The 21,593-nt window shown below is 38.5% G+C and carries 14 protein-coding genes; 9 read left to right on the forward strand and 5 right to left on the reverse strand.

The genetic code is table 11. From position 1 onward, the window contains the following. Positions 1 to 7 precede the first annotated feature (7 nt). Entirely contained in the window at positions 8 to 550 is a 543-nt protein-coding gene (locus tag EHQ47_RS17655; protein WP_135747706.1) for an SRPBCC family protein, read from the reverse strand. A gap of 42 nt (positions 551 to 592) precedes the next feature. Beyond that, positions 593 to 1,912 carry an MFS transporter gene (locus EHQ47_RS17660; RefSeq protein ID WP_135747707.1) on the reverse strand — a complete coding sequence of 440 codons (1,320 nt, stop codon included), beginning with the start codon at positions 1,910 to 1,912 and terminating at the stop codon, positions 593 to 595. A 47-nt stretch (positions 1,913 to 1,959) separates the two neighbouring features. Here EHQ47_RS17660 and EHQ47_RS17665 point away from each other — a divergent pair, with 47 nt between their 5' ends. From EHQ47_RS17665 to EHQ47_RS17675, 3 genes are all read left to right on the forward strand, one after another. Beyond that, positions 1,960 to 2,934 (forward strand): cysteine synthase A, encoded by a 975-nt coding sequence (locus tag EHQ47_RS17665; RefSeq protein ID WP_135747708.1) that lies wholly within the window; start codon positions 1,960 to 1,962, stop codon positions 2,932 to 2,934. Between the two features lie 208 nt (positions 2,935 to 3,142). Continuing rightward, positions 3,143 to 9,019: a LamG-like jellyroll fold domain-containing protein gene (locus EHQ47_RS17670; protein WP_135747709.1), complete on the forward strand. Its 5,877-nt coding sequence runs from the start codon at positions 3,143 to 3,145 to the stop codon at positions 9,017 to 9,019. Between the two features lie 64 nt (positions 9,020 to 9,083). Continuing rightward, positions 9,084 to 9,467, forward strand: a complete 384-nt coding sequence (locus tag EHQ47_RS17675; protein ID WP_135777732.1) for a c-type cytochrome — start codon at positions 9,084 to 9,086, stop codon at positions 9,465 to 9,467. Between the two features lie 11 nt (positions 9,468 to 9,478). Here EHQ47_RS17675 and EHQ47_RS17680 read toward each other — a convergent pair whose 3' ends face one another. Together EHQ47_RS17680 and EHQ47_RS17685 are read right to left on the reverse strand one after the other, a co-directional pair. Next, complete coding sequence (locus EHQ47_RS17680) at positions 9,479 to 10,240, reverse strand: hypothetical protein (protein WP_135777733.1); 762 nt, start codon at positions 10,238 to 10,240, stop codon at positions 9,479 to 9,481. Continuing rightward, entirely contained in the window at positions 10,237 to 12,201 is a 1,965-nt protein-coding gene (locus tag EHQ47_RS17685; protein WP_135777734.1) for an acetoacetate--CoA ligase, read from the reverse strand. Before EHQ47_RS17685 ends, EHQ47_RS17680 begins: the two co-directional genes overlap by 4 nt. 91 nt (positions 12,202 to 12,292) lie before the next feature. On the opposite strand from EHQ47_RS17685, the gene EHQ47_RS17690 reads away from it, so the two are divergent. From EHQ47_RS17690 to EHQ47_RS17715, 6 genes are read left to right on the forward strand one after another with little or no spacing between them, the layout of a single operon-like run. Further along, positions 12,293 to 13,663 carry an MBOAT family O-acyltransferase gene (locus EHQ47_RS17690; protein ID WP_135777735.1) on the forward strand — a complete coding sequence of 457 codons (1,371 nt, stop codon included), beginning with the start codon at positions 12,293 to 12,295 and terminating at the stop codon, positions 13,661 to 13,663. Positions 13,664 to 13,671: 8 nt separating this feature from the next. Beyond that, positions 13,672 to 14,760, forward strand: coding sequence for a DUF1574 family protein (locus EHQ47_RS17695; RefSeq protein ID WP_135749933.1), 1,089 nt, complete (start codon positions 13,672 to 13,674; stop codon positions 14,758 to 14,760). A 4-nt stretch (positions 14,761 to 14,764) separates the two neighbouring features. Beyond that, on the forward strand, positions 14,765 to 15,160 hold the full coding sequence (locus EHQ47_RS17700) for a hypothetical protein (RefSeq protein ID WP_135747164.1): 396 nt from the start codon (positions 14,765 to 14,767) through the stop codon (positions 15,158 to 15,160). Positions 15,161 to 15,199: 39 nt separating this feature from the next. Next, positions 15,200 to 16,531: a TolC family protein gene (locus tag EHQ47_RS17705; RefSeq protein WP_135747165.1), complete on the forward strand. Its 1,332-nt coding sequence runs from the start codon at positions 15,200 to 15,202 to the stop codon at positions 16,529 to 16,531. After that, positions 16,528 to 17,673: an efflux RND transporter periplasmic adaptor subunit gene (locus tag EHQ47_RS17710; protein ID WP_135777736.1), complete on the forward strand. Its 1,146-nt coding sequence runs from the start codon at positions 16,528 to 16,530 to the stop codon at positions 17,671 to 17,673. The genes EHQ47_RS17705 and EHQ47_RS17710 overlap by 4 nt, the downstream gene beginning before the upstream one ends. A gap of 2 nt (positions 17,674 to 17,675) precedes the next feature. Further along, complete coding sequence (locus EHQ47_RS17715; RefSeq protein WP_135777737.1) at positions 17,676 to 20,786, forward strand: efflux RND transporter permease subunit; 3,111 nt, start codon at positions 17,676 to 17,678, stop codon at positions 20,784 to 20,786. Here the strand turns inward: EHQ47_RS17715 and EHQ47_RS17720 are convergent. After that, positions 20,735 to 21,541, reverse strand: coding sequence for a dienelactone hydrolase family protein (locus EHQ47_RS17720; RefSeq protein ID WP_135747168.1), 807 nt, complete (start codon positions 21,539 to 21,541; stop codon positions 20,735 to 20,737). The two genes, EHQ47_RS17715 and EHQ47_RS17720, sit on opposite strands and share 52 nt — an antisense overlap. Between the last annotated feature and the right edge of the window lie 52 nt (positions 21,542 to 21,593).

Consider the following 21,593-nt stretch of genomic DNA (forward strand, 5'->3'; position numbering starts at 1 on the left):
AGTTTCCTTACTTTTCTAAAACAACTTTCAGGTTAGATAGTCCCTCTTCAAAGTCTTTTCCGATCATTTCTTCAAAATTCATAAAAAGTAACATCAAATTAGAAGGGTAAGGCATCGAACCATCAAACCCCCAAATGATTTTGGATTTTTTTTGGTCCAAAGAAGAAACCTTCATATAACTGCGTTCTGTACCTTCAAAAGGTTCAAAAAATCTTAGTTCTGTTTCCATCTCTAAGGCATCCGCATTGATCATTTTAATTTCTTGTTCTCCAGTTCCGACTTCTTTGTCTAAACTTTCCCAACGAGAAATAAAACCAACGGTTCCATCTAAACCCGTATAAATTTTCTTCATACTAGGATCTTTTTTTGCCCATACACTATACTGGTCTTGGTTTTTCAACATTCGAATGTACGCAAATACATCAGATGCTGGTTTGTTAATGTCGATGGAACGTTCTACCTGGTAACCAGTAGGTAAGAAAATAGCAACAACTAACGGGATGGCTATGATCCCGATGATTCCTATGGAAATTTTTCTGCCGAGTGTCATAAGTTCAGTATCTTATCTATTTTATTCATTTAGTCAATTTATTTACCCACGCGGACGTAAATTCCAACTGAAAACAAGAAGGAAGATGGCAATCAAAGTGGAAACAAGGATCGCATATAATGCTACGTCCCAAGAGTAGTTTGTGGCAAGGATGGCAAGACCCTTCCCTTGTGCCGTTCTTCCCAAAGAACCAAATAACCCGATAAAACCTGCGGCTGTCCCCACAGCTTTTTTCGAGGTAAAATCCATACCAGCCACACCTAACAACATCACAGGTGGATAGATAAAAAGTCCAATGAGTCCAAAAAGTATATAATCAATCCAAATGGATCCGGGAGGGTTCAACAAAATACCTAAAAAAGCGAAGAAAATAGGGATAATACAAAGTAAACTGACCATCCCCCTTCTCCCATCAAACCGGTCCGATACCCAACCCATGAGAATCGTCGAACCAATCCCTCCAAATTCCAAAATGAGTGTGGAATACCCACCACCCAGTAAGTCTGCTCCTTTGGTTTCTTTTAGGTATGTAGGACCCCAATCAATCAAACTATAACGAATGATATAAACAAAAAAATTGATAATCGCAAATAACCAAATGTATTGATTCGTTAAAACTTGTTCAACAATCAATTGTTTGGTGGTAAGTTCTTTTTCATGGTCTTCTTTTTCTTCCGGTGGATAGTCATTTCGATAAACTTCAATAGGAGGAAGCCCTTCGGATTGGGGAGTGTCTACAAGTCGAATGTATAAATATACAGATCCAATTAGAGCAATGACTCCTGGTACAAAGAAAGCATATTGCCATCCAAACTGAGCTGCTGAATGAGAAGCGATCACTCCAACGATCCCGCCTCCAATATTATGTGCAATATTCCAAAATGCAAACGTAGTACCTCGTTCTCCAACCGAATACCAATGACCAAGAGAACGCCCACATGGTGGCCAACCCATTCCTTGCACAAGACCGTTAGCACCCCATAAAAAAAGATGAATCCAATAATGATTCGCAAATCCAAATGAAAAATTCAAAATGGCAGTCAGAAACAAACCAACAGCCATAAACTTTTTTGGATTGGACCTATCGGAGAGTGCTCCCATTAAAAATTTTCCAATCCCATAAGTGATGGCAGTGACTGCGAGGATATCACCTATCTCTGTCTTCGAATAAGATAACGCTTCACCTATTTCTTTTGAAACTGGAGAGAAGTTATTTCGAGTTAGGTAATAGGTCGTATAACCAAGAAAAGTCGATTCCAAGACACGAAACCGAAATTTCGGATATAGGGTTTGGATTTCTTTTTCAGATTTTTTGGGTATGGCCGGAGCAGGAGCGAACCATAGGCGAATGGTTTGTAACATAGACTAGGAAGATGAAAGCCTAAAGAGAAGGAGTCAAGTCGATTCTCATGAAAACAAATATACGAAACGGTTTTATTGATACTGTGGGAAACACCCCACTCATCCGCATCCATTCCCTAAGTGAAGAAACCGGATGTGAAATTTTAGGCAAGGCAGAGTTTTTAAATCCTGGTGGGTCTGTCAAAGATAGAGCTGCCTTATACATCATCGAAGACGCAGAGAGGAAGGGACTCTTAAAACCTGGTGGCACCGTTGTGGAAGGGACCGCGGGTAATACCGGAATAGGCCTCACTCATATTTGTAATGCAAAAGGTTACAAATCTGTCATCGTCATTCCGGAAACACAATCCAAAGAAAAAATTGAAATGCTACGCACGTTAGGTGCTGATGTGACACTAGTCCCTGCGGTCCCTTATTCGGATCCAGGAAATTATGTACGAGTCTCAGAACGGATTGCCAATGAGACTCCCAATTCCGTTTGGGCCAACCAGTTTGATAACTTAGCCAACAGGAATGCTCACTTCGAAACAACTGGCCCCGAAATTTGGGAAGAGACCCAAGGGAAAATTGATGTTTGGACCACTTCCCTCGGAACCGGTGGGACCTATGCGGGGACAGGACTTTTTTTCAAATCCAAAAATCCGAACATCAAATGCATTGTGGCTGACCCGTACGGTTCGGGAATTTATTCCTTTGTCAAAACTGGACAGATCAGCATCGAAGGATCTTCCATCACAGAAGGGATTGGCCAAGGTCGGATCACCAAAAATATGGAAGGGATGCCAGCCGATGACGCAATCAGAATCCACGACAAAGAAGCCCTAAGAATTTTGAATTTGGTTTTAAAAAAAGATGGGTTGTTTATGGGAGGCAGTGTGGGGATCAATTTGGCCGCAGCCTACCAAATTGCCAAAAACCTAGGCCCGGGACACACCATTGTCACCGTGTTATGTGACAGTGGTGCCAAATACCAATCCAAAATTTACAATGAAGAGTTTTTAGCTTCAAAAGGACTACTTTAAACCAAACAGAAGTTCGCTTTTAGAACCGATTTAAATGAAACTCCTTCTCAAAAGATTTCGGTCTGGAGGAGTTTTCAAAAGATTTCATCTAACCCAAGGTACTTTGGAAAGAAATTATCTCGACTTTATAGATTCCAACATTTAACTTTTCGATAATAAAAAAAGTTGTTAAGGAAATGCGGAACCTATTTCAGATCGGTGTTATTTTATGAATTTTCTCCAAAAAGTCTTTGTCTACTCAATCGCATTGCCTCTGTTTGCTTGTCAATTTCCAAGCATCAACCGTTCCATTTTGGAGACCTTTACTACCTTTCGATTTTTACAAGCGAACACATTAACTTACTCCGTTTCTTTTCGTGTAACAGGGCTTTTGGGGTCAGGACTACAGGTTGAAAACAATGGAGATCTAGTAAATGTAACAGCCAACGAAACCTATACATTCTCAAAAAAGATTTCTTCTGGTTCCTTTTACAATGTAACTGTAAAAACCCCGCCCACTTCTCCGATCCAAAAATGCATTGTATCTTCCGGTTCAGGGACTGTACTCAACGGCAATATCGAAGGCATTCAAATTGTTTGCGGGGATGCGCTCTATCTCATCAGCGGAACGGTAACAGGACTTTTGGGAAATGGGTTACAACTCCAAAACATAACAGGTGCAGGAACTGATACGATCAATGTCAATGCTGCAAACTTTTCTTTTCCGCCACTTCCTGCTGGCGAAACTTACAATTTTAGCATTGTCAGCCAACCCACGAATCCAAGCCAAACTTGTTCGATCACAACACCGGCTATGACTACAGGGACTATGACGGCCACCCATATAACATCCACCATCAATTGTTCAACCAATTCCTTTGTTGTAAATGCACAAGTAACGGGGATCTTAGGTACTCTCGGTGTCGGAAATGAACTCAAACTAACATTAGATGGTTCTAATACAATTAACGTAACGACAGATGGAACCTTTGCCTTTCCTGGAACCTATCTAAGTGGAGGAACCTTTTCCATCGCCATTGATAATCCTGGAGGAATCATTCCCACAGGTGTTTGTTCTTTGAGTTCTGGAACCATCACAGTTGCCAATGGGATTTATACCATACCTGTCAATTGTAGCAATGCCTTTCTCATCAGTGGAACCGTCTCGAGCCCTGGTGGAACCACAACCAGTATCCTCAGTGGTTCAGTTACTTTGGATTTGGTGAATACTGGTGGGACAGCATTTACGACCCAACAAGTTACAGTCGCATCTGGTGTGACAAACTTTACTTTCCCATCTACCATTCCCGGTGGTTCCGATTATGAAATTGTTGTCTCCTTGTCTTCACCTAACCAAGTATGTACGATGACAGCAGGGGCTACCCATTCAGGAACCAATTCTGATCAGGGAGGAGCCGTCGTAAATTGTAGTTTGCCCACAGCTAATTTTTCTCCTGTGAGTGGATCTGTATTTAATGATGATGGAACAGTCACACTTTCCACTCTGATTCCTGGATCCGAATACCGTTATACGTTAGGAAATGGAGGACAAGTGAATCCCACTTGTTCCACAGGTACCATGACAACCAGCACCGTAACCATCACCGATACAAACCAAGCAGTTATCAAAGCCATCCATTGCAAAACAGGATGGGTTGAGTCAACAGTTCAAACCTCAACTTACACTTTGAAGGTGACAACGCCAACTCCAAGTTTGGCGACAGGTTCGTTACTGAATTCAGGAGATACAGTCAGTTTTTCAACTACAACAACAGGTACTACCTGGGTTTGTAAAGAGAGCGCTGCAGGAACCCCTGCCGATCCAGTTTGCGGCTTGACGGCAAACACTTGTTCTTCGGGAACAGTCGGCAATTATACCTTCCCTACACCTGGTTCTTCTCAAAATGTAAAAGTTCGGATGTGTAAGGTAAACTATTTGGGAAGCGACATTCTTAGTTTAAATTACCAACCGAATGTTTACACAGTGGGAGGGACAATCAGTTCACTCACCATTCCTTTTGGAGTGAACACCTTTGTTTTACAAAACAACGCAGGAGATGATTTGATCGTTGCGGGAAATGGTACTTTTACCTTTAATACTGCCATTCCCACTGGGTCCAATTATGCCGTCACAGTATTTTCCAACCCACAAAATCCTTGGCAAACTTGCAGTATCACCAGTGGATCAGGTACTGTAGCATCAACAGCAATCACAAATATCGCGATTGGATGTTCGGTAAATAACTATTCCATGAGTGGAAACATCACAAGTACAGTTCCTTTACCTTCTGGACTGACCGTCACCAATGGAATCGACTCCATCAATGTTCCCGGTGGTGCCACAACCACTCCTATTTCATTTACAACACCCATTGCCAGTGGAACTGGTTATGATATCTCCATCACCGCCGAACCACCAGGTTATGTCTGCGCCATCCAATCAAATTATACTGGAACTGTACTTGGAACAAACATTACGAATGTAGCTGTAAACTGCGTTGTTGGATATCGGTATGGAAATACCATCACGGCTAAAAAACCGGCCCCTTTACAAATTCATTATTATCGAGGTCAGGTGAGCACTGCAGCAGGACAAACCACAAGCGGATCTGCGGATGCCACGGGAACCTCAGCCACGTTTACAAATATTGGAGGGATTACTTTTGATGGAACCAAAGGTTTTATAGTCGATTCTGGAAATCATAAAATTCGAATCTTCGACCCAACAACAAGTGGAGTGTCATCCCTTGTAGGAAATGGAAGTTCTGGAAATACAGCAGGGTCAGGCGCTGTCAGTGCTTTCAATTTGCCAAGAGGAATCACAACCGATGGAACTTATCTTTATGTGACTGAGTTCAATGGAAATCGAATCAAAAGAATTCTGATTAGCTCGGGTTATGCGGAAACATTTGCCGGAGATGATTCAACATTATCACCTAGCAATGCAAATGTGGATTCGACAGATCCATTACTTGCAAGGTTTGCCTCTCCTACAGGAATTGTATTCGATGATGAAAAGTTATATATTGCCGATCGAAACAATTCAGCCATCAGAGTGATCAAACTTCGTACGAGAGAAGTATCCACACTGACCAGTGGAGGAGATATCAACCAACCTGAAGGAATCACTATTTCAGGGGATTATATTTATGTATCCAACCTAGGAACTTTTAACATTACCAAAACTCATAAAGTGACTGGTGCCACCACAATCCTTGCTGGAAGTTCCACGGGAGGATTTGTAGATGGAATGGGAGGGAATGCAAGTTTTTTTATGCCACATGGAATCACACATGATGGTATCTTTTTATATGTAGCTGATTATGGAAATCATCGAATCAGGCGAATCCACATGACAACTGGTGAAGTCATCACCATTGCAGGTTCTGGTGGCACTGGTCTTATCAATGGAGAAGGAGTGAATGCCTCCCTCAATGCACCAATGTACATTTCTAATATTGGAAATGTTTTGGTATTCGGAACGACTCATGCACTTAGGTCTCTCAATCCTTCTGGACTGTTAGCTTACTATCCTCTAAACGGATCCGTCCAAAACTATTTGAATAACCAAACAATCACGGCTGTGGGAAGCCCTGGATTTGGACTCGGTCGGTTTGGAGAATCATCTGGTGCAGCGGCAACATCCAGTGGCAACGCAGGAATAGCACCTTCGCCTTCGGGGTCAACAAACAACATCACTATGTCTGCTTGGTTCAACTGGGATGGATCCATTCCTCTCACCGCCAAAATGATCTTCTATAATGGAACGACAAGTTCTGATGGACATGGAATTTTTATTTCCTCTCAAAGCCAACTGGGGATCTTACGGGGAAGTTTTCCAACCGATGTAGTACCCATTAATGTTTTACCTGGACAATGGACACATGTGGCTATGTCAGTCGACACCAATAATGTGTATCGAGTGTATATGAATGGGAATTGTGTTTACCAAAAACAATTCGTTACAAACCCACCCACAGGAGATTTTTCGATTGGAGTTGCGGCAATGGCCAACTACTTTCCAGGAAGGATCGCCGATGTTCGTTATTATGCAAACGTGTTGAATGAAGCAGAAATCAATGACCTTGCTCGCAATGCAGACCCAGGTCTTGTTGGAAATTCTTATGCCTCGCGTCCGATTGAACTTCTGATGCAGTATGAATTGAATGGGAATTTAAACCCAACTGGACCAATCGGAATTCCCTTAGCACAGTATGGAAGTTTGACTAACTTTGCGCCAGGGAGAGACAGAAGTACAAACTCTAGCATTAGATTTTATGCAGATAATTCAGGTTATGCGAATGGATCGGAGACAGGTTTGCCAATGGGGCAACACCCTCGTAGTGTTTGCGTTTGGGTACATCCCGAACGATATCCAGTCAATGCAAACGAAAACTCACCTATTTTTTCTTACGGCACTACTGGTGGCAATACGGAATTTATCCTTGCCTTATTTAAAAATGCCGGAGGGACCAATCAGATTCGATTTGGAGGTTTGGGAGGTGGTGAAGTATTTACAAATTATTCCTTTCCTATCAACCAATGGTCGCATATCTGCGGAACCTTTGACGGTTCTGTTGGAACCATTTATCACAATGGAACGGTGATCGCAGGCCCATCCATCATTGGAAGTTCCGTCACAACTACCCCAGGAACGGGTGTCTATGTTGGAAAAATCATGACATTTCCTACTCAGCATTTTGCTGGTAAAATGGCAGATTTAAGAATTTATTCCAAAGCCCTAGACCCAAAGGAAGTTCGGTTGATTTCTGCACAAATCCCTGTGGGCCTTGTCGCTCGTTTTGATTTTAATAATGGTTTCCAAGATGTAAGTGGAATGGGGAACCAAGTCACCAATATGGGAGTTGGTCTTTCGACAGATCGTTTCGGAAATGCCTCAAGTGCCATCAGTACCAACGGAACCAATTATCTCTCTGTGTCGACCACTGGTACCCAATTACCAGATGCCAAAAAACCAAGGACTGTTTGTGTGCACCACAAATCCCAACTGGCAAATCCCGGAACCATTGTTAGTTACGGAATGGCAAGTGTAGATCGACTAACTTCATTGGGCACGGGAGCCTCAGGAAGTAAATATTTATTTGCTGGATATGGAAATGATGTAGAAGGCCTATATTACAATCATGAAAACGTATGGCACCAACTTTGTGGAGTTTTTTACGGTGCAACTAACGGCGACCTTGCGATGTTATACGATAATGGAGTTTTACTCCAAACGAATATCAAAAACACTTGGGACACTCTGCCCATAGCTTTTACCATAGGGACAAGAACTGATCTCGCTACTAGTTACACCGGATCCATTGATGAAGTTTTAATTTATAACCGGCCTTTGAGTGCTAATGAAATCCAAGCGCTTTCTGGATATGATCCAAGACAGGTTGCTACCTGGTCACCGACATTAGGTGTTAGCAGTTTGGTTCTTCACCTAAGTGCTGAAAGTTTGTCAAACCAAACAAATGGAACAAACGTAACTACTTGGCATGACCAAAGTGGAAATGCTGCTTCATTTTTTAACGGTGCCTCTGCACCGACTTATAACAATACTGGATTCAATGGAAAACCTTCGGTTAATTTTGATGCAGCAAGTTCACAATATCTTTTTAGAGGTTCTGCATCGGACATTCCATCCAATAGTTCGACCTTCTTTTTGGCCTTTAGTCGAACCAATGCTTTAGATGGCCCATTATTAGAATCTGCATCAGGAGGAGTTTCTTATAATCTCCAAAGCAATCGAATTCATATGACAAAACCAAGCAATGGAGATATAGGATATACGAATCCAAGTTTTGGTGGGCTTCTTACACCTTACTTGGTGGGACTCGAACATTTGGGTGCAACTTCCTTTGGATTTTATTCTAACGTTTTATTTGGCGGAATCACTATCAATACCGCACAAACCTTTTCACAAAATAATATTTATTTAGGAACCAATGAAACTACTTCCAGTTTTTTCACTGGCCATATCAGTGAAGTTCTGTATTACAAAACAAGTTTGGCAGCTGCAGGTAGAAACATTGTATTTTGTTACTTATCTCAAAAGTATAATGTTGATTTGGTGAATTTAGGAACCTATTGTGATTGATTTTGATGAATTCTAATGAATCTATATTCTAAAATAAAAACATTTTGTTCCTACTTTATCTAAAATGAAGATTCGTTTATCACTGCTATGTTTAATTCTTCTTTCTTTTTTAGCAGACTGTTCTTCGGAAAACGAAACCCCGAAAAAAGAGCCACCTCCTCCACCAGCGGTGACTGTTCCCTTTCCTGAAGCTATGTATGTACAAAATGGATGTGTATCTTGTCATGGCACTTTGGGGAATGGACGAGGAACAAGAACTCAGTTATTGGGAAACTCTCGAATTCCAAATTTCCAAGATAAATCAACTTATATTTATGGATCTTCCAAAGAAGCCATAGCCAAAACTATCAAAAACGGAGTTCCCGGAACTTATATGAAAGCATATTCTCATATGCGGAAAACAGAAATAGATGCCGTGGCCGAATACATTCAAAAAATGCAGAAATAACCTAACGTTTGCTATCTGCCTAAATTCATAAATAAAGTAAACATCTCACAAGCAGATGCTGAACCCAACTCACAAGAATCACTCAATTCTTCTAGAGCCATTGTTATTTCTTCCGATTTTTTGGTTTTTAATCGGTCGAGAGCACTAAGTTCCAATTCTTTTGCTTTAGAAATTTGTTCTTCTGGTAGTTGCAACTTCCAAGGCATAGGTCTTGTACTCCAGGACAAACTGTCCAGAAATTGAGCAATGTCTTTTTCTATTTGCGGATAAACGGACTCATAACAAGTGATTAAAATAGTAAAGCCGAATTTATCTTCGGTAGCTGTGATATAGTGTTGCACAACTGTATCTTCTTTATCTTTAAAACTCCCGAACATTCCTAAAAATTTATAAACATTATCAGAATTAGGAATTTTCTGTAAGGTAAAACTTTTACGAATATTGGTAACCATACTAAACCGTCTAGACTCAGCATGAAAGAGAATCGGATGGAGTGGCATTTTGTTTTCGGATTCTTTAAAAAGGATCACAAGAGCTGGAATGATTTCTCTGCCCGATTCTTCTTTTAACGGCAAAGTTTTGAAATGGTCAAACTTTGTTGTGATTCCATTGGACCTACGTTCTGTGAGAAACCATTTCGAAGGAAGATCAAACGAAATACAATTGGTTTGGAAACAAGAGTGCCAATGAGTTAGATTGGTTTCTGCAAAAAGATTTGTTGTCATTAACAAACCAATTGCTACTAATCCAAAAATCCTAAGATTTGGAATCATACTTGTAACTCCTTTCTGTCTTTAAAAAAGTTCAATGAATTTGGATTAGCAAGTGCGTTTTTATTTTTCACCTCAAGTCCAGCTACCGTTTGTTTTACGGCAATTTCTACTTTTTTTCCATTCACTGTATAAGGAATTTCAGGAACTGAAAGTACTAACGAAGGAACATGCCTAGGAGAAGTTTCCAGTTTGATACGATCTTTAATTTTTTTGATTAAACTTTCATCCAAAAGAACACCATCAGCTGTTACTACAAATAAAATCACACGTACATCATCTTTATAATCTTGTCCAATGATGACGCTATCTTTCACTTCAGGAATAGTAGAAACTACAGAGTAAATATCAGCAGTTCCAATCCGCACACCACCTGGATTCAAAGTGGCATCGGACCTACCATAAATCACCAAACCATTTTCAGGTGTGATGGATGCAAAATCTCCATGACACCAAATATTATCATAGGTTTCAAAATACGCCGATTTATACTTTGCACCCGATTCATCATTCCAAAAGAATAGAGGCATGGAAGGAAATGGAGTTGGGCATACCAATTCCCCTTTTTGATTCGAAACTGATTTACCCATATCATCAAATACCTGCACATCCATTCCCAATCCCTTACACTGAATTTCCCCCTCAAACACAGGTAAGTTGGGATTTCCCAAAGCAAAACATCCATTTAAGTCTGTTCCACCGGATATAGAAGACAATTGTAAATCTTTTTTGATATTCTGATACACGTAACGAAATCCAGAATTTGGAAGTGGTGAACCAGTTGATAAAATTACTTTTAATTCAGGCAAAGGATATTTGGATTTTACGTTTATATTTTCCTCTTCCAATACAGAAAGATACTTGGCACTAGTTCCAAAGACCTTGATCGATTCTTTTTCAGCCATCGACCATAGAGTTTCCCAAGATGGATGGAAAGGATTTCCATCAAATTGATAAAGTGTTGCACCTAACGCTAATACAGACTGAGACCAATTCCACATCATCCAACCGCAAGTTGTATAATAAAAAAAACGATCATGTTTGGATACATTACAATGAAGAGAAAGTTCTTTGGTATGGTTGAGTAAAACTCCCCCGCCCTGAACAATACATTTCGGAAGACCGGTTGTTCCAGAAGAAAACATAATGTATACCGGATCGGAAAAGGAAATGGAGGCGTAAGACAATTGATCAGAAGGTTTTGGTGGAGAAATTTCATTGTATCGAAATGGATTTTGTATATTCCCAAAATCTTTGATGGGCTCCACAAAATCATAAACCAAAGTTTGTTTGAATTCAGAGTTTGTTGATTTGGCCAATTGAATGGACACTTCTTCCAATTTATCAACAATTGGAATTTGTTTTCCCTTGAATAAATAAGACTCAACAGAGATTAAAACCTTAGGATTGATTTGTTCAAAACGGTCAAGAATTCCCCTAACCCCAAAATCTGGTGAAGCACTAGACCATATAGCACCTAACGAAGTAGTTGCCAACATTCCAATGGTAGATATAGGAGCATTGGGTACAAGGCCCACAACACGGTCTCCTTTTTTAACACCCAGGCCAAACAAATGTTTTTGCAATTTTAGAACTTCTTGTTTTAGTTCTGAATATTTTAATTTTTGGATCTTTCCATCTTCCGAATAAAAAACTAATGCGAAGGATTCGGGATCTCCCACTTCGAGTAAATTTTCTGCAAAATTATAAAGTGCACCAGGGAACCATTCTGAGTTTGCAAAATGAACTCCTCGTTCAATCGTCTTTTGGGGTTCTTTATGTAACTTTAAACCCGAATAAGACAACCACTCCTTCCAAAATAACTCAAATTCATCCACCGAAAATTTGTGGAAAGAAACATAATCTGAAAATGATTTCGCAAACTTGGTTTCTAAATGCCCTAGGAAACGGGATAAATTGGTTTCTTTTGAACTCGGTGTCCACAGTATATTTTGAGTCGCCATGGAGACTGATCTTCTTGGATTTGATTTTTGACGCAAGTATGATTGTGTAAAATGACTGGTAGAAAAAAATATCGCAGAAATTCTAGGGAAAATGCTGTTCAATTCCATTGATTATTTTTTCTTTTTTATCGCCTGTTATATTATCTATTGGATTTTACCTTCTCGTTTTCGAAAATATATTCTCATAATTTTTTCGCTTATCTTCTACGCGTATTGGAGCGGTTCATTTTTAATCCATTTCGTAGCATTTATCATCCTCACTCATCTCTGTGTTCTCGGTATCCTCAAAACCAAAAGCAGGATTTTTCTAATTTTGGGTGTAGGAATCAATTTGATCAATTTATGTTTTTTCAAATATTTCCTAACGTATATAAAATATTTAATGTTAGAGGGTGATTTAACCATTCCCTTTTTCCAATCCTTATCAGAAATTATCTTACCTTTAGCGATTAGTTTTTATACATTTCAAATGATAGCATACTTGGTAGATGCGTGGAGAGGAAAATTTACAGAATCTCCATTCGTTAACTTTTTATTATTCATTTTATTTTTCCCACAACTCATTGCTGGTCCCATTATGAGGCACGATGATTTTTATGATCAAATCGATCATTCTAAACTTACTTTGGATTTTGTACAAAGGGGAATACTACATATCATTTCTGGTCTGGTTAAAAAAATACTCATCGCCGACCAACTTGCAAAAATCATCAATCCTGTTTATTTGAGTCCAGGGGAATATGATGGAATTTCAATATTACTAACAGCCGTTGCATTTTCTTTTCAAGTATATGGAGACTTTTCCGGATATACAGACCTTGCGAGAGGTTCTGCTTTTCTTCTTGGATACGAAATTCCAGAAAACTTTCGTTCTCCATTTTTATCGGTCAGCTTCTCCGAATTATGGAGCCGATGGCACTACACACTTTCTTCCTGGATCAGAGATTATTTATACATTCCGTTAGGTGGAAACCGAGTTTCGGAACTAAGGTATAATATCAATACCATCATCGTCATGTCTTTATCTGGACTTTGGCATGGAAACACCTATACATTTTTTCTTTGGGGATTTTTCCATGGAGTTTTTCTCTCCATCGAACGATTTGCATTTGGAAAACCAGATCGGAAGTCAATGTCCTTCACAAAACAAGTATTTGCCGTTATATGGATATTCATAATTTTCTCTATCCTAGCTACTTTTTTTCGTATCGATACTTTAGCAAGGATCTCAGCATTCTGGTCTGCTAGTATAAACCTTACTGGCAAAATTATTTATCGCCCAGATTTCTGGGGATTAATCCTTGCGAGTTGTATTTTGCATATCATTGAATACAAAAACTATTTTAAAGACAAACTTCAAAAATATCTAAACTACTTGATTCCAATTTTCGCCCTACTTGTTTTCTTTGCTTTAGTCAAAATAGAAAGTCCTGTAGAAACATTTATTTATTTCCAATTTTGAGACAAAATATGAACCAAAAACGAATTTATCTTTATCCATTTTTTATTCTACTTTCGATTTTCATAATCGATAAATTGGTTTGTATCCCGCAATTCAGAGAAGCAGGAAGAAGAGCCTACAAGTCCGGGCAAAACGTACTCATCGGATTGCCAAAAGTTTGGGAAGAAGACAAAAAAAAACAATCAGAGAACACAAAGGTTATTGTAGTTGCAGGCACTTCTCGATCAGACATTTTTCATGAGTGGGAAAATATACCGGTAAACAAAAACACCTACCCTTTCCCGACTTACTTCGAAACCAGATCATCTATTAAAGCTTCAGAATATTTTTTATTCTATTTAATGACAAAGTCTATGATAGATTCAGACTTTAAACCAGATGTGTTATTTTTAGAATTTTCCGAAGAGATGCTAAACGAAAATAATATTTTTTCGTACAAATCTAAATGGCAAGAACTAATGTTGCACGAAGACGAACTGATTGACATCTTTCCAGCTTTTAACTTTAAATTCCAGAGAGAAATTTTAATGCGATTAGCATTTGTTTCTTATAACTATCACTTTAGTCCCATCCAAGGAATATCCAATCTAATTAAAGGCAAAACAGCAAACGATGATACGTATTTTATTGCTCTTGCTTCCTATCTAAACAAAAAGCGACCTTTCGACCCCAAATTTGTCGGTATAGAAATAGATAATTTTACACCACAAGAATACAAAGATCGAATTATTGATTATAGTGAATCCCAAAGAGAACGTTTATTACCTAATTATGCTTTTTCAGAAACAGAATATATTTTCTTAAAAAAAATCATTCAGCTTGCGGAAGAACATAATATTCCCATGGTAATCTGGGAACCTCAAGTCCACCCTTACTATAACCAACTAAGAAAATCGATTACCGGCGGTAATTTATTCGAATCTTTAGGCCCAAATTTGGTCAGCGTTAATTCAAAAAATATTCGTCTCATTTCTTTAAACAAAGGGAACACCAATTGCAAAACTTTTTTGGACAGTAGCCATGTTTCGCCAATCTGTGTGCCAGAAATTGCAGATAAGTTATTGCAAACCGCAAAGGAGATTCCAAACTATAAGTAACCGTATGAAGGCAAATTTGGAAAAACTTAAAATTTGGAGGCAATTTTCCCTATTTAGTTTTATCCTATTATTTTCTGCCAATTTTATGTACCAACGCATCGTTGACAACGAGGTCAATTGTGGTCTGATTGGCTCTCCCGAAAGTGGTTGCCCTTACGCTTTTTTAGATCATGCATTAGGTGTTAATCCAGGGCACGATTTAAACGAAGAAGGGGAACATACTGACCATGTGTGTTTTTCTTGTCCATGCAACTTCATTGTTTCTTGTTCTTGGGATTTATATCTTTCCCATATACTCATCCAACTACATAAAGTTTATATCCACCAACCTGAACTACAGATTCCTAACCTCGTAACAGTAAACAGTTTCTTCCGCCCTCCCAAACAAAACCTAACTTAGTTTATTCGCATTTTTTTGCGTGAACTCTTGGGAGGTTCCATGATTTTTAATTTTTTCCCCAAACTACAAAGAATCCCTCTTCGCTGTTTGGTTTTTATCTGTATATTCAATTTACCAATAAATCCAGAATCAAACGATTCTAATGGATATAATTGCGATAAATACAATTCTATATTCGACCTGAGTCAATGTATTGTAAGGAAACATCCTGATTATCGCATTGAAGAAATTAAACTAAAGGAAATTTCAGGAAGAAAAAAAATAGCATCCTATTACTTTCCATCGAATCCCGTTTTTACAAGTTATGCGGCCACAAGGAAAGGAGAATCTACTGGCCCCACGCTTTTGTCTGGACCAAATTCGGCAAATAACTTTCAGGTTATGGTCAACCAAGAAATTTTTACAAACGGCAAACGAGAGATAGCTGTTCAAATTGCAGATGAAGAATTCAAAGCCCAAGTCTTTCGTTTAGAATCTGTGAAGAGAATCCTAGAATTTGATGCATTAAAAAAGATGACTCGATTTCGATATCTACATTTAGAGGAAGAAAATAGTTTAAACAGCCTAAATCTTGTTAAAGAATTAAAAAAAATATCGAAAGCAAGGGTAAACGAAGGTTTATCTCCTGGGATTGATGAATCTTTATCAGAATCAGAAGAAATCCGAATTTTCAAAATTTGGAACCAAACTCATAGACTCTCAGAAAACTCGAAATCCGAATTAGAAGTATTACTTGGAATGCCGGTGGAGTTGGATTCAATTAAAATGCAATACTGGATGATGCCGAGTGATTTACCAAAAGAAAAAGTAGATTTAATTCAAATGGCCATGCAAATGCGCCCCGAACTTTCCCTTTCCGAAAAAGAAATCGAACTTGCAGTTCTTCGGCAAAATGAAGTTAGGCGCCAAAAAATCCCCAATGTTTCTCTCGGTGCTTTTGCTCAAAACGATGGATTTAACGAAAGAGTGGTCGGTGGGATGTTAACGTTTCCAATGATCATTTGGAGAGATTACGAAGGAGAAAAAATCATAGCTTCATCGAAAATAGATAATTCAAAGGAATTAAAAGAATCTGTTTCTCGCAATATAAAACAAGAAGTTTTGTTTGCTCTAACAAATTACATACACTTTTCCGAAGAAATCAAACTTTATGATGAATCAAAAATGGAACGAGCTGAATCAGATTTAAAAAATCTTCAAGAAGCCATCCGATTTGGAAAAATTAAAATCATCGATGCCATTAACCAACAACGTATTCTCTTACAAACAAAACTAAACTACTTAAATACCAAGTCGGAATTTGAATTATCTCAAATTGAATTGGTTCGTGTTTTAGGTTTACCCATCCATTCATTAGGAATGAACCCATGAAAAAACAAACAATCTTACTCCTTATCTCTTCTCTTTTCATTTTCATTTTGATTTCTATAACCATCTGGAAATTACGAGACACAAATACAAATCCTGAGACAATAGAAGAATCCAAAAATACTGTTAAGTTGCTGGAAGAAAATCGCAAAAATCTTTCCATTGAAACAGAAATTCTCAGTAACCAACCCATCCAAACGAAAATCGAACTGATTGGAGAAACAGAAGCTGTTCCTGATGCCATCATTGATGTTCCTGCAAGAATTTCTGGACGTATTACTTCGGTTTCCTTTGTAGAAGGTGATTCCATCAAAAAAGGAGAAAAATTGGCAACGATTGATTCTCCTGAACTAGCAAAACTTAGATCTGCTTATTTGGTAGCAAAATCAAAATTTACGGCTGCCGAACAAAACCTAAACAGAATCAATTCATTAGTCAAAATGAATTTGGCAGCAAAACAAGAGTTAATTGACGCAGAATCAAACTTAAAAGTGATTGAATCCGAAAAGATAGCTGCCGAAGAAAATTTACGGGCCAACGGACTTCCCATTGATAATGCTGCATCGGGAGTTTACACGGTATTTGCACCAAGATCAGGATTAGCACTTTCTAGAAATGCAATCCCTGGTTCCATCGTCTTAGGAAATCAAATTCTAACAACCATTGCAGAACTTTCGCAATTATGGTTTCAAGCAAAGATATTTGAAAATGATTTAAAATATCTTTCGGAGGGCATTTCAGGTAAAATTATTTTAAATGCTTATCCTGATTTCGAATTTGATGGAGTTTTAGAACATATCGGGGAAAAAGTAGATCCAGAATCAAGAACTGTTCATGCCCGACTTGTTTTTAAAAATAAAAATCACAAAGCCAAGATAGGATTGTTTGGAAAAGCAGTTTTAAGTGTAAACGGTAGATCTGGAATTCAGATTAGGAATGTCGCAATCCAATCTTACCAAAATCGAAAATTTGTATTTGTAGAATCACAAACAAATTTCTTTCAGTGGGTGGAAATTGAAACAGGAAGCACAAATGATGGAAAAACAGAAATTCTTTCTGGAGTGTCTGAAGGAGATAAGATTGTAACCAAAGGTGCTTTTGAATTAAAAGCAATTCTCTTCAAATCAACGTTTGGTGGGGAATAAACATGGAATTTTTAACAAAAATTGTTCAAGTTTCCTTACAAAACAGATTGTTAGTCATCGTATTCACAACCTTACTTGTATTTGGTGGAATTTATTCACTAAATCAATTAAAAGTAGATGCAGTTCCCGACATTACCAATGTTCAAGTACAAGTGATTACTACATCACCCGCCCTCTCAACCCTTGAAATAGAACAGTACATCACTTTGCCAGTGGAACGAGCCATCACAGGGATTCCAAACCTAATTGAAGTAAGGTCTGTTTCTCGATATGGATTTTCATTAATCACAGCTGTTTTTGCAGATGGAACCGATCTATGGAAAAGTAGACAATTGGTCAGCGAAAAATTAACAGAAGCATCTGAAAACATTCCTGCGATTTTTGGAAAACCCGTTATTGGGCCTATCACCACTGGTCTTGGCGAAGTATTCCAATTTACCTTAGAAAGTGAATTGCATAGCCAAATGGAACTCACCACTTATTTGAATTGGTACATCAACCCAACACTCAAAACTGTTCCAGGAATTGTTGAAGTCAATAGTTTCGGTGGAAAAACGAAACAATACCAAGTCATCGTAGATCCATTTAAAGCAGCCTCACTTGGTGTTTCATTGAACCAAATTGTGAATGCAGTACAAAGTAACAATCTTTCTACCGGCAGCGGATATATCGAAAGATCCGGCGAACAGTTGATTGTTGGTAGTGATGGTTTATTAAAATCAAAAAATGACTTTGAAAAAATTCAAGTAGGAAAAATGGGAGATGGGTTTCCTATATATTTAGATAACATTGCAAATATCATAGAAGGACCTCGGCTACGAAAAGGTGCTGCCACAGCCACAGGTAAGTCGGAAGTGGTTGGTGCCGTGACCCTTATGTTACTGGGCGAAAATTCACTAGAAGTCACAACAGCAGTAAAAGATAAAATCACCCAAATCGAAAAAACACTTCCAACTGGAATGAAAATTAAACCATATTACGACCGTTCCATTATGGTGAAAAATACTCTAAGCACTATCGTTTGGAATTTATCAGAAGGTGCTATCCTTGTGATCATCATTCTTTTTCTAATGATCGGTGATTTTCGATCAGGGCTTGTGATCGCCTCGATGATTCCGCTTGCAATGTTGTTTGCCATCAGTCTTATGTTTTTACGTGATTTACCAGCCAATTTAATGTCTATGGGAGCCATCGACTTCGGACTCATTGTGGATGGTGCGGTAATTCTCATTGAAAATTCACACAGGAGATTGGGGTTAAAACGAAAGGAACTCAAAAGAGATCTTACTGATGCCGAACAAAAAGAAACTATTTTGAATGCAACGATCGAAGTTAGAAAAGCAACCATTTATGGTGAGATTATCATAGGAGTTGTTTACATTCCAATCCTCACTCTCAGTGGGACCGAAGGAAAAATGTTTATCCCGATGGCAACAACCGTTTTATTTGCGTTACTTGGTGCATTTTTTTTGACACTCACCATAATTCCCGTTTTAGCTTCCTATTTTTTGAAAGGAGGACATATCGCAGAAGAAGAAACTCCTTTTTTCCAAAAAATCCATCATTGGTATACTCCTAAGTTGGATTATTGTTTGAGAGAATCCAAAAAGGTTACCTATTCGACCATTGGAATCTTAATTCTATCCATCTTCTTATTTTTTCGTTTGGGTGGAGAATTTTTACCTAAACTGGATGAAGGAAATTTGTTAATTGAAATTAGTCGATACCCTTCAACAACTTTAACAGAATCCTTATTATCTTCCATGAAGATTGAAAAAACCATTCTTAAAGAAATTCCTGAAATCACAGAAGTAGTTTCACGTACCGGATCCCCTGATCTTGCTATCGAACCTATGGGTGTCGAAAAAACAGATATGTATTTAGACATGAAACCAAGATCAGAATGGAATCTTACCAAATCTGAAATCGAATCTAAACTACAAGAAATCATTGAGAGGGTCGCACCTCAAGTGGCTTATGGATTGTCTCAACCGATTGAAATGCGTAACAATGAAATTATGGCTGGAATTCGTGCCGATGTCGGAATCAAAGTCTTTGGTGATGACTTAATCCAACTAAAAACAATCGCAGAGGAAATCTCTACCAAAATCAAAAACATCCCTGGTGTTGTAGACCTTAGGATAGAACAATTGTATGGACTTGAATATTTAAGAATCAAACCTAACAGAGAAAAATTGGCACGATATGACCAATCAATATTAGATGTGAATCGAGTCACAGAATCTATTTCTTCTGGAGTTCCTGCAGGGATCGTTTATGAAGGAATGAAACGATTTGAAATTGTGGTCAAAACGGACGTTGGACAAAATCCGGAACAAATCAAAAACATTCCTGTAAAAGTTGGAAAAAACACCTTTGCTCCGTTACATGAACTTTCGGAGATTCAGATTGAAGATGGACCTGTTCAGATTTATCATCAAAATCAAAATCGTTATGCTTTAGTTCAGTTTAACATTCGTGGAAGCGATATGGTTAGTACTGTCAATGCAGTTCAAACTGTGTTACAAAAAGAAATTAAATTTCCGCCAGGTTATCATTATACAACTGGAGGAGAATTTGAAAAGTTTGAATCGGCAGCAAAAACATTATATGTTGTTGTTCCAATCACACTGATTATTATTTTTTTAATCCTCTATTTTGCATTTAACGAAATATCAGCGGCAACGATCATTTTTTTAAACGTACCGTTCGCAATCACAGGTGGAATTTTTGCACTTTATCTCAGAAATTTGCCATTCAGTATTTCTGCAGGAGTGGGATTTATCGCGTTATTTGGAATTGCAGTACTCAATGGACTCGTACTGATTAGTTTCATTCGTAGTTTGGAACAATCAGGTAAAAAGAAAGAAGAAGCTGTCAAAGAGGCGGCCATATCACGACTTCGGCCGGTCCTTACCACTGCCCTACTTGCATCGATTGGATTTATACCAATGGCAATTAGCACATCACCAGGTGCTGAAGTCCAAAGACCTCTTGCAACCGTAGTGATAGGAGGGTTAGTCACAGCTAGTGCACTGACCCTCTTTGTTCTTCCTTTAGTTTATTTGAAGTTTGCAGCAAAAAAAGTTTTCATACTATCAAAAGACGCATAATCTGCTTTTTGATTATAAGCAAGACCAGGTAACCCTTGTTTTTCGGAACCTGGTCGAGTGAATCCATGAACGGCTCCTGGATGAGAAACAAAAGTGACAGGAGCTTTTGCATCAGTTACAGTTTTCACAAAGGTTTCCACGGAAGCCTTAGGTACAAATGGATCGTCTGCCCCATGATGTACTAAAACTTTACTTTTTATCTTTTTGGCACCCGTTGCCAAATTTTTGCTACCAAAAAATCCATGGAAGGATACAACTCCCCCTTTTAAATCTGCACCATCTAATGCTAGTTCAATGACTCCTCCGCCACCAAAACAATATCCAATAGCACCAATTTTACTAACATCTACATTGGGATTCGATTTTAAAATATCTAAGGCCTTATAGATTTTTTTAAGGATCACTTTTGGATCCCCATTCGCACCAGAAAGTTTTCCAGCCTCCACATGATCCTTTGCAATGATTCCTTTTCCATAAACATCCATCACAAATGCAACATATCCCAAATCAGCTAATTGTTTGGCACGTTGTTTTGGATAATCGTTTAAACCCCACCATTCATGGATCACAAGAATTCCAGGTCGTTTGCCTGTAATGGAAGAATCAACGGCGAGAAAACCTTCATACGTTTTCCCGTCCAATTTATATTCCACCGGACTGCCTGTGACTGTTGATTTAACGGGTAGTTGTGAAGTTGGCACGCTTGCACATTGAATGGCAAAAACGAGCGTAAGAATGGAAATCAGTTGTTTCATACATCTCCTGTTCTGCCAAAAGGAGGGACGATTTAGTCCCGAGGCAGAGATA

The organism is Leptospira bourretii, from assembly GCF_004770145.1.
Taxonomy (GTDB): Bacteria; Spirochaetota; Leptospiria; order Leptospirales; family Leptospiraceae; genus Leptospira_A; species Leptospira_A bourretii.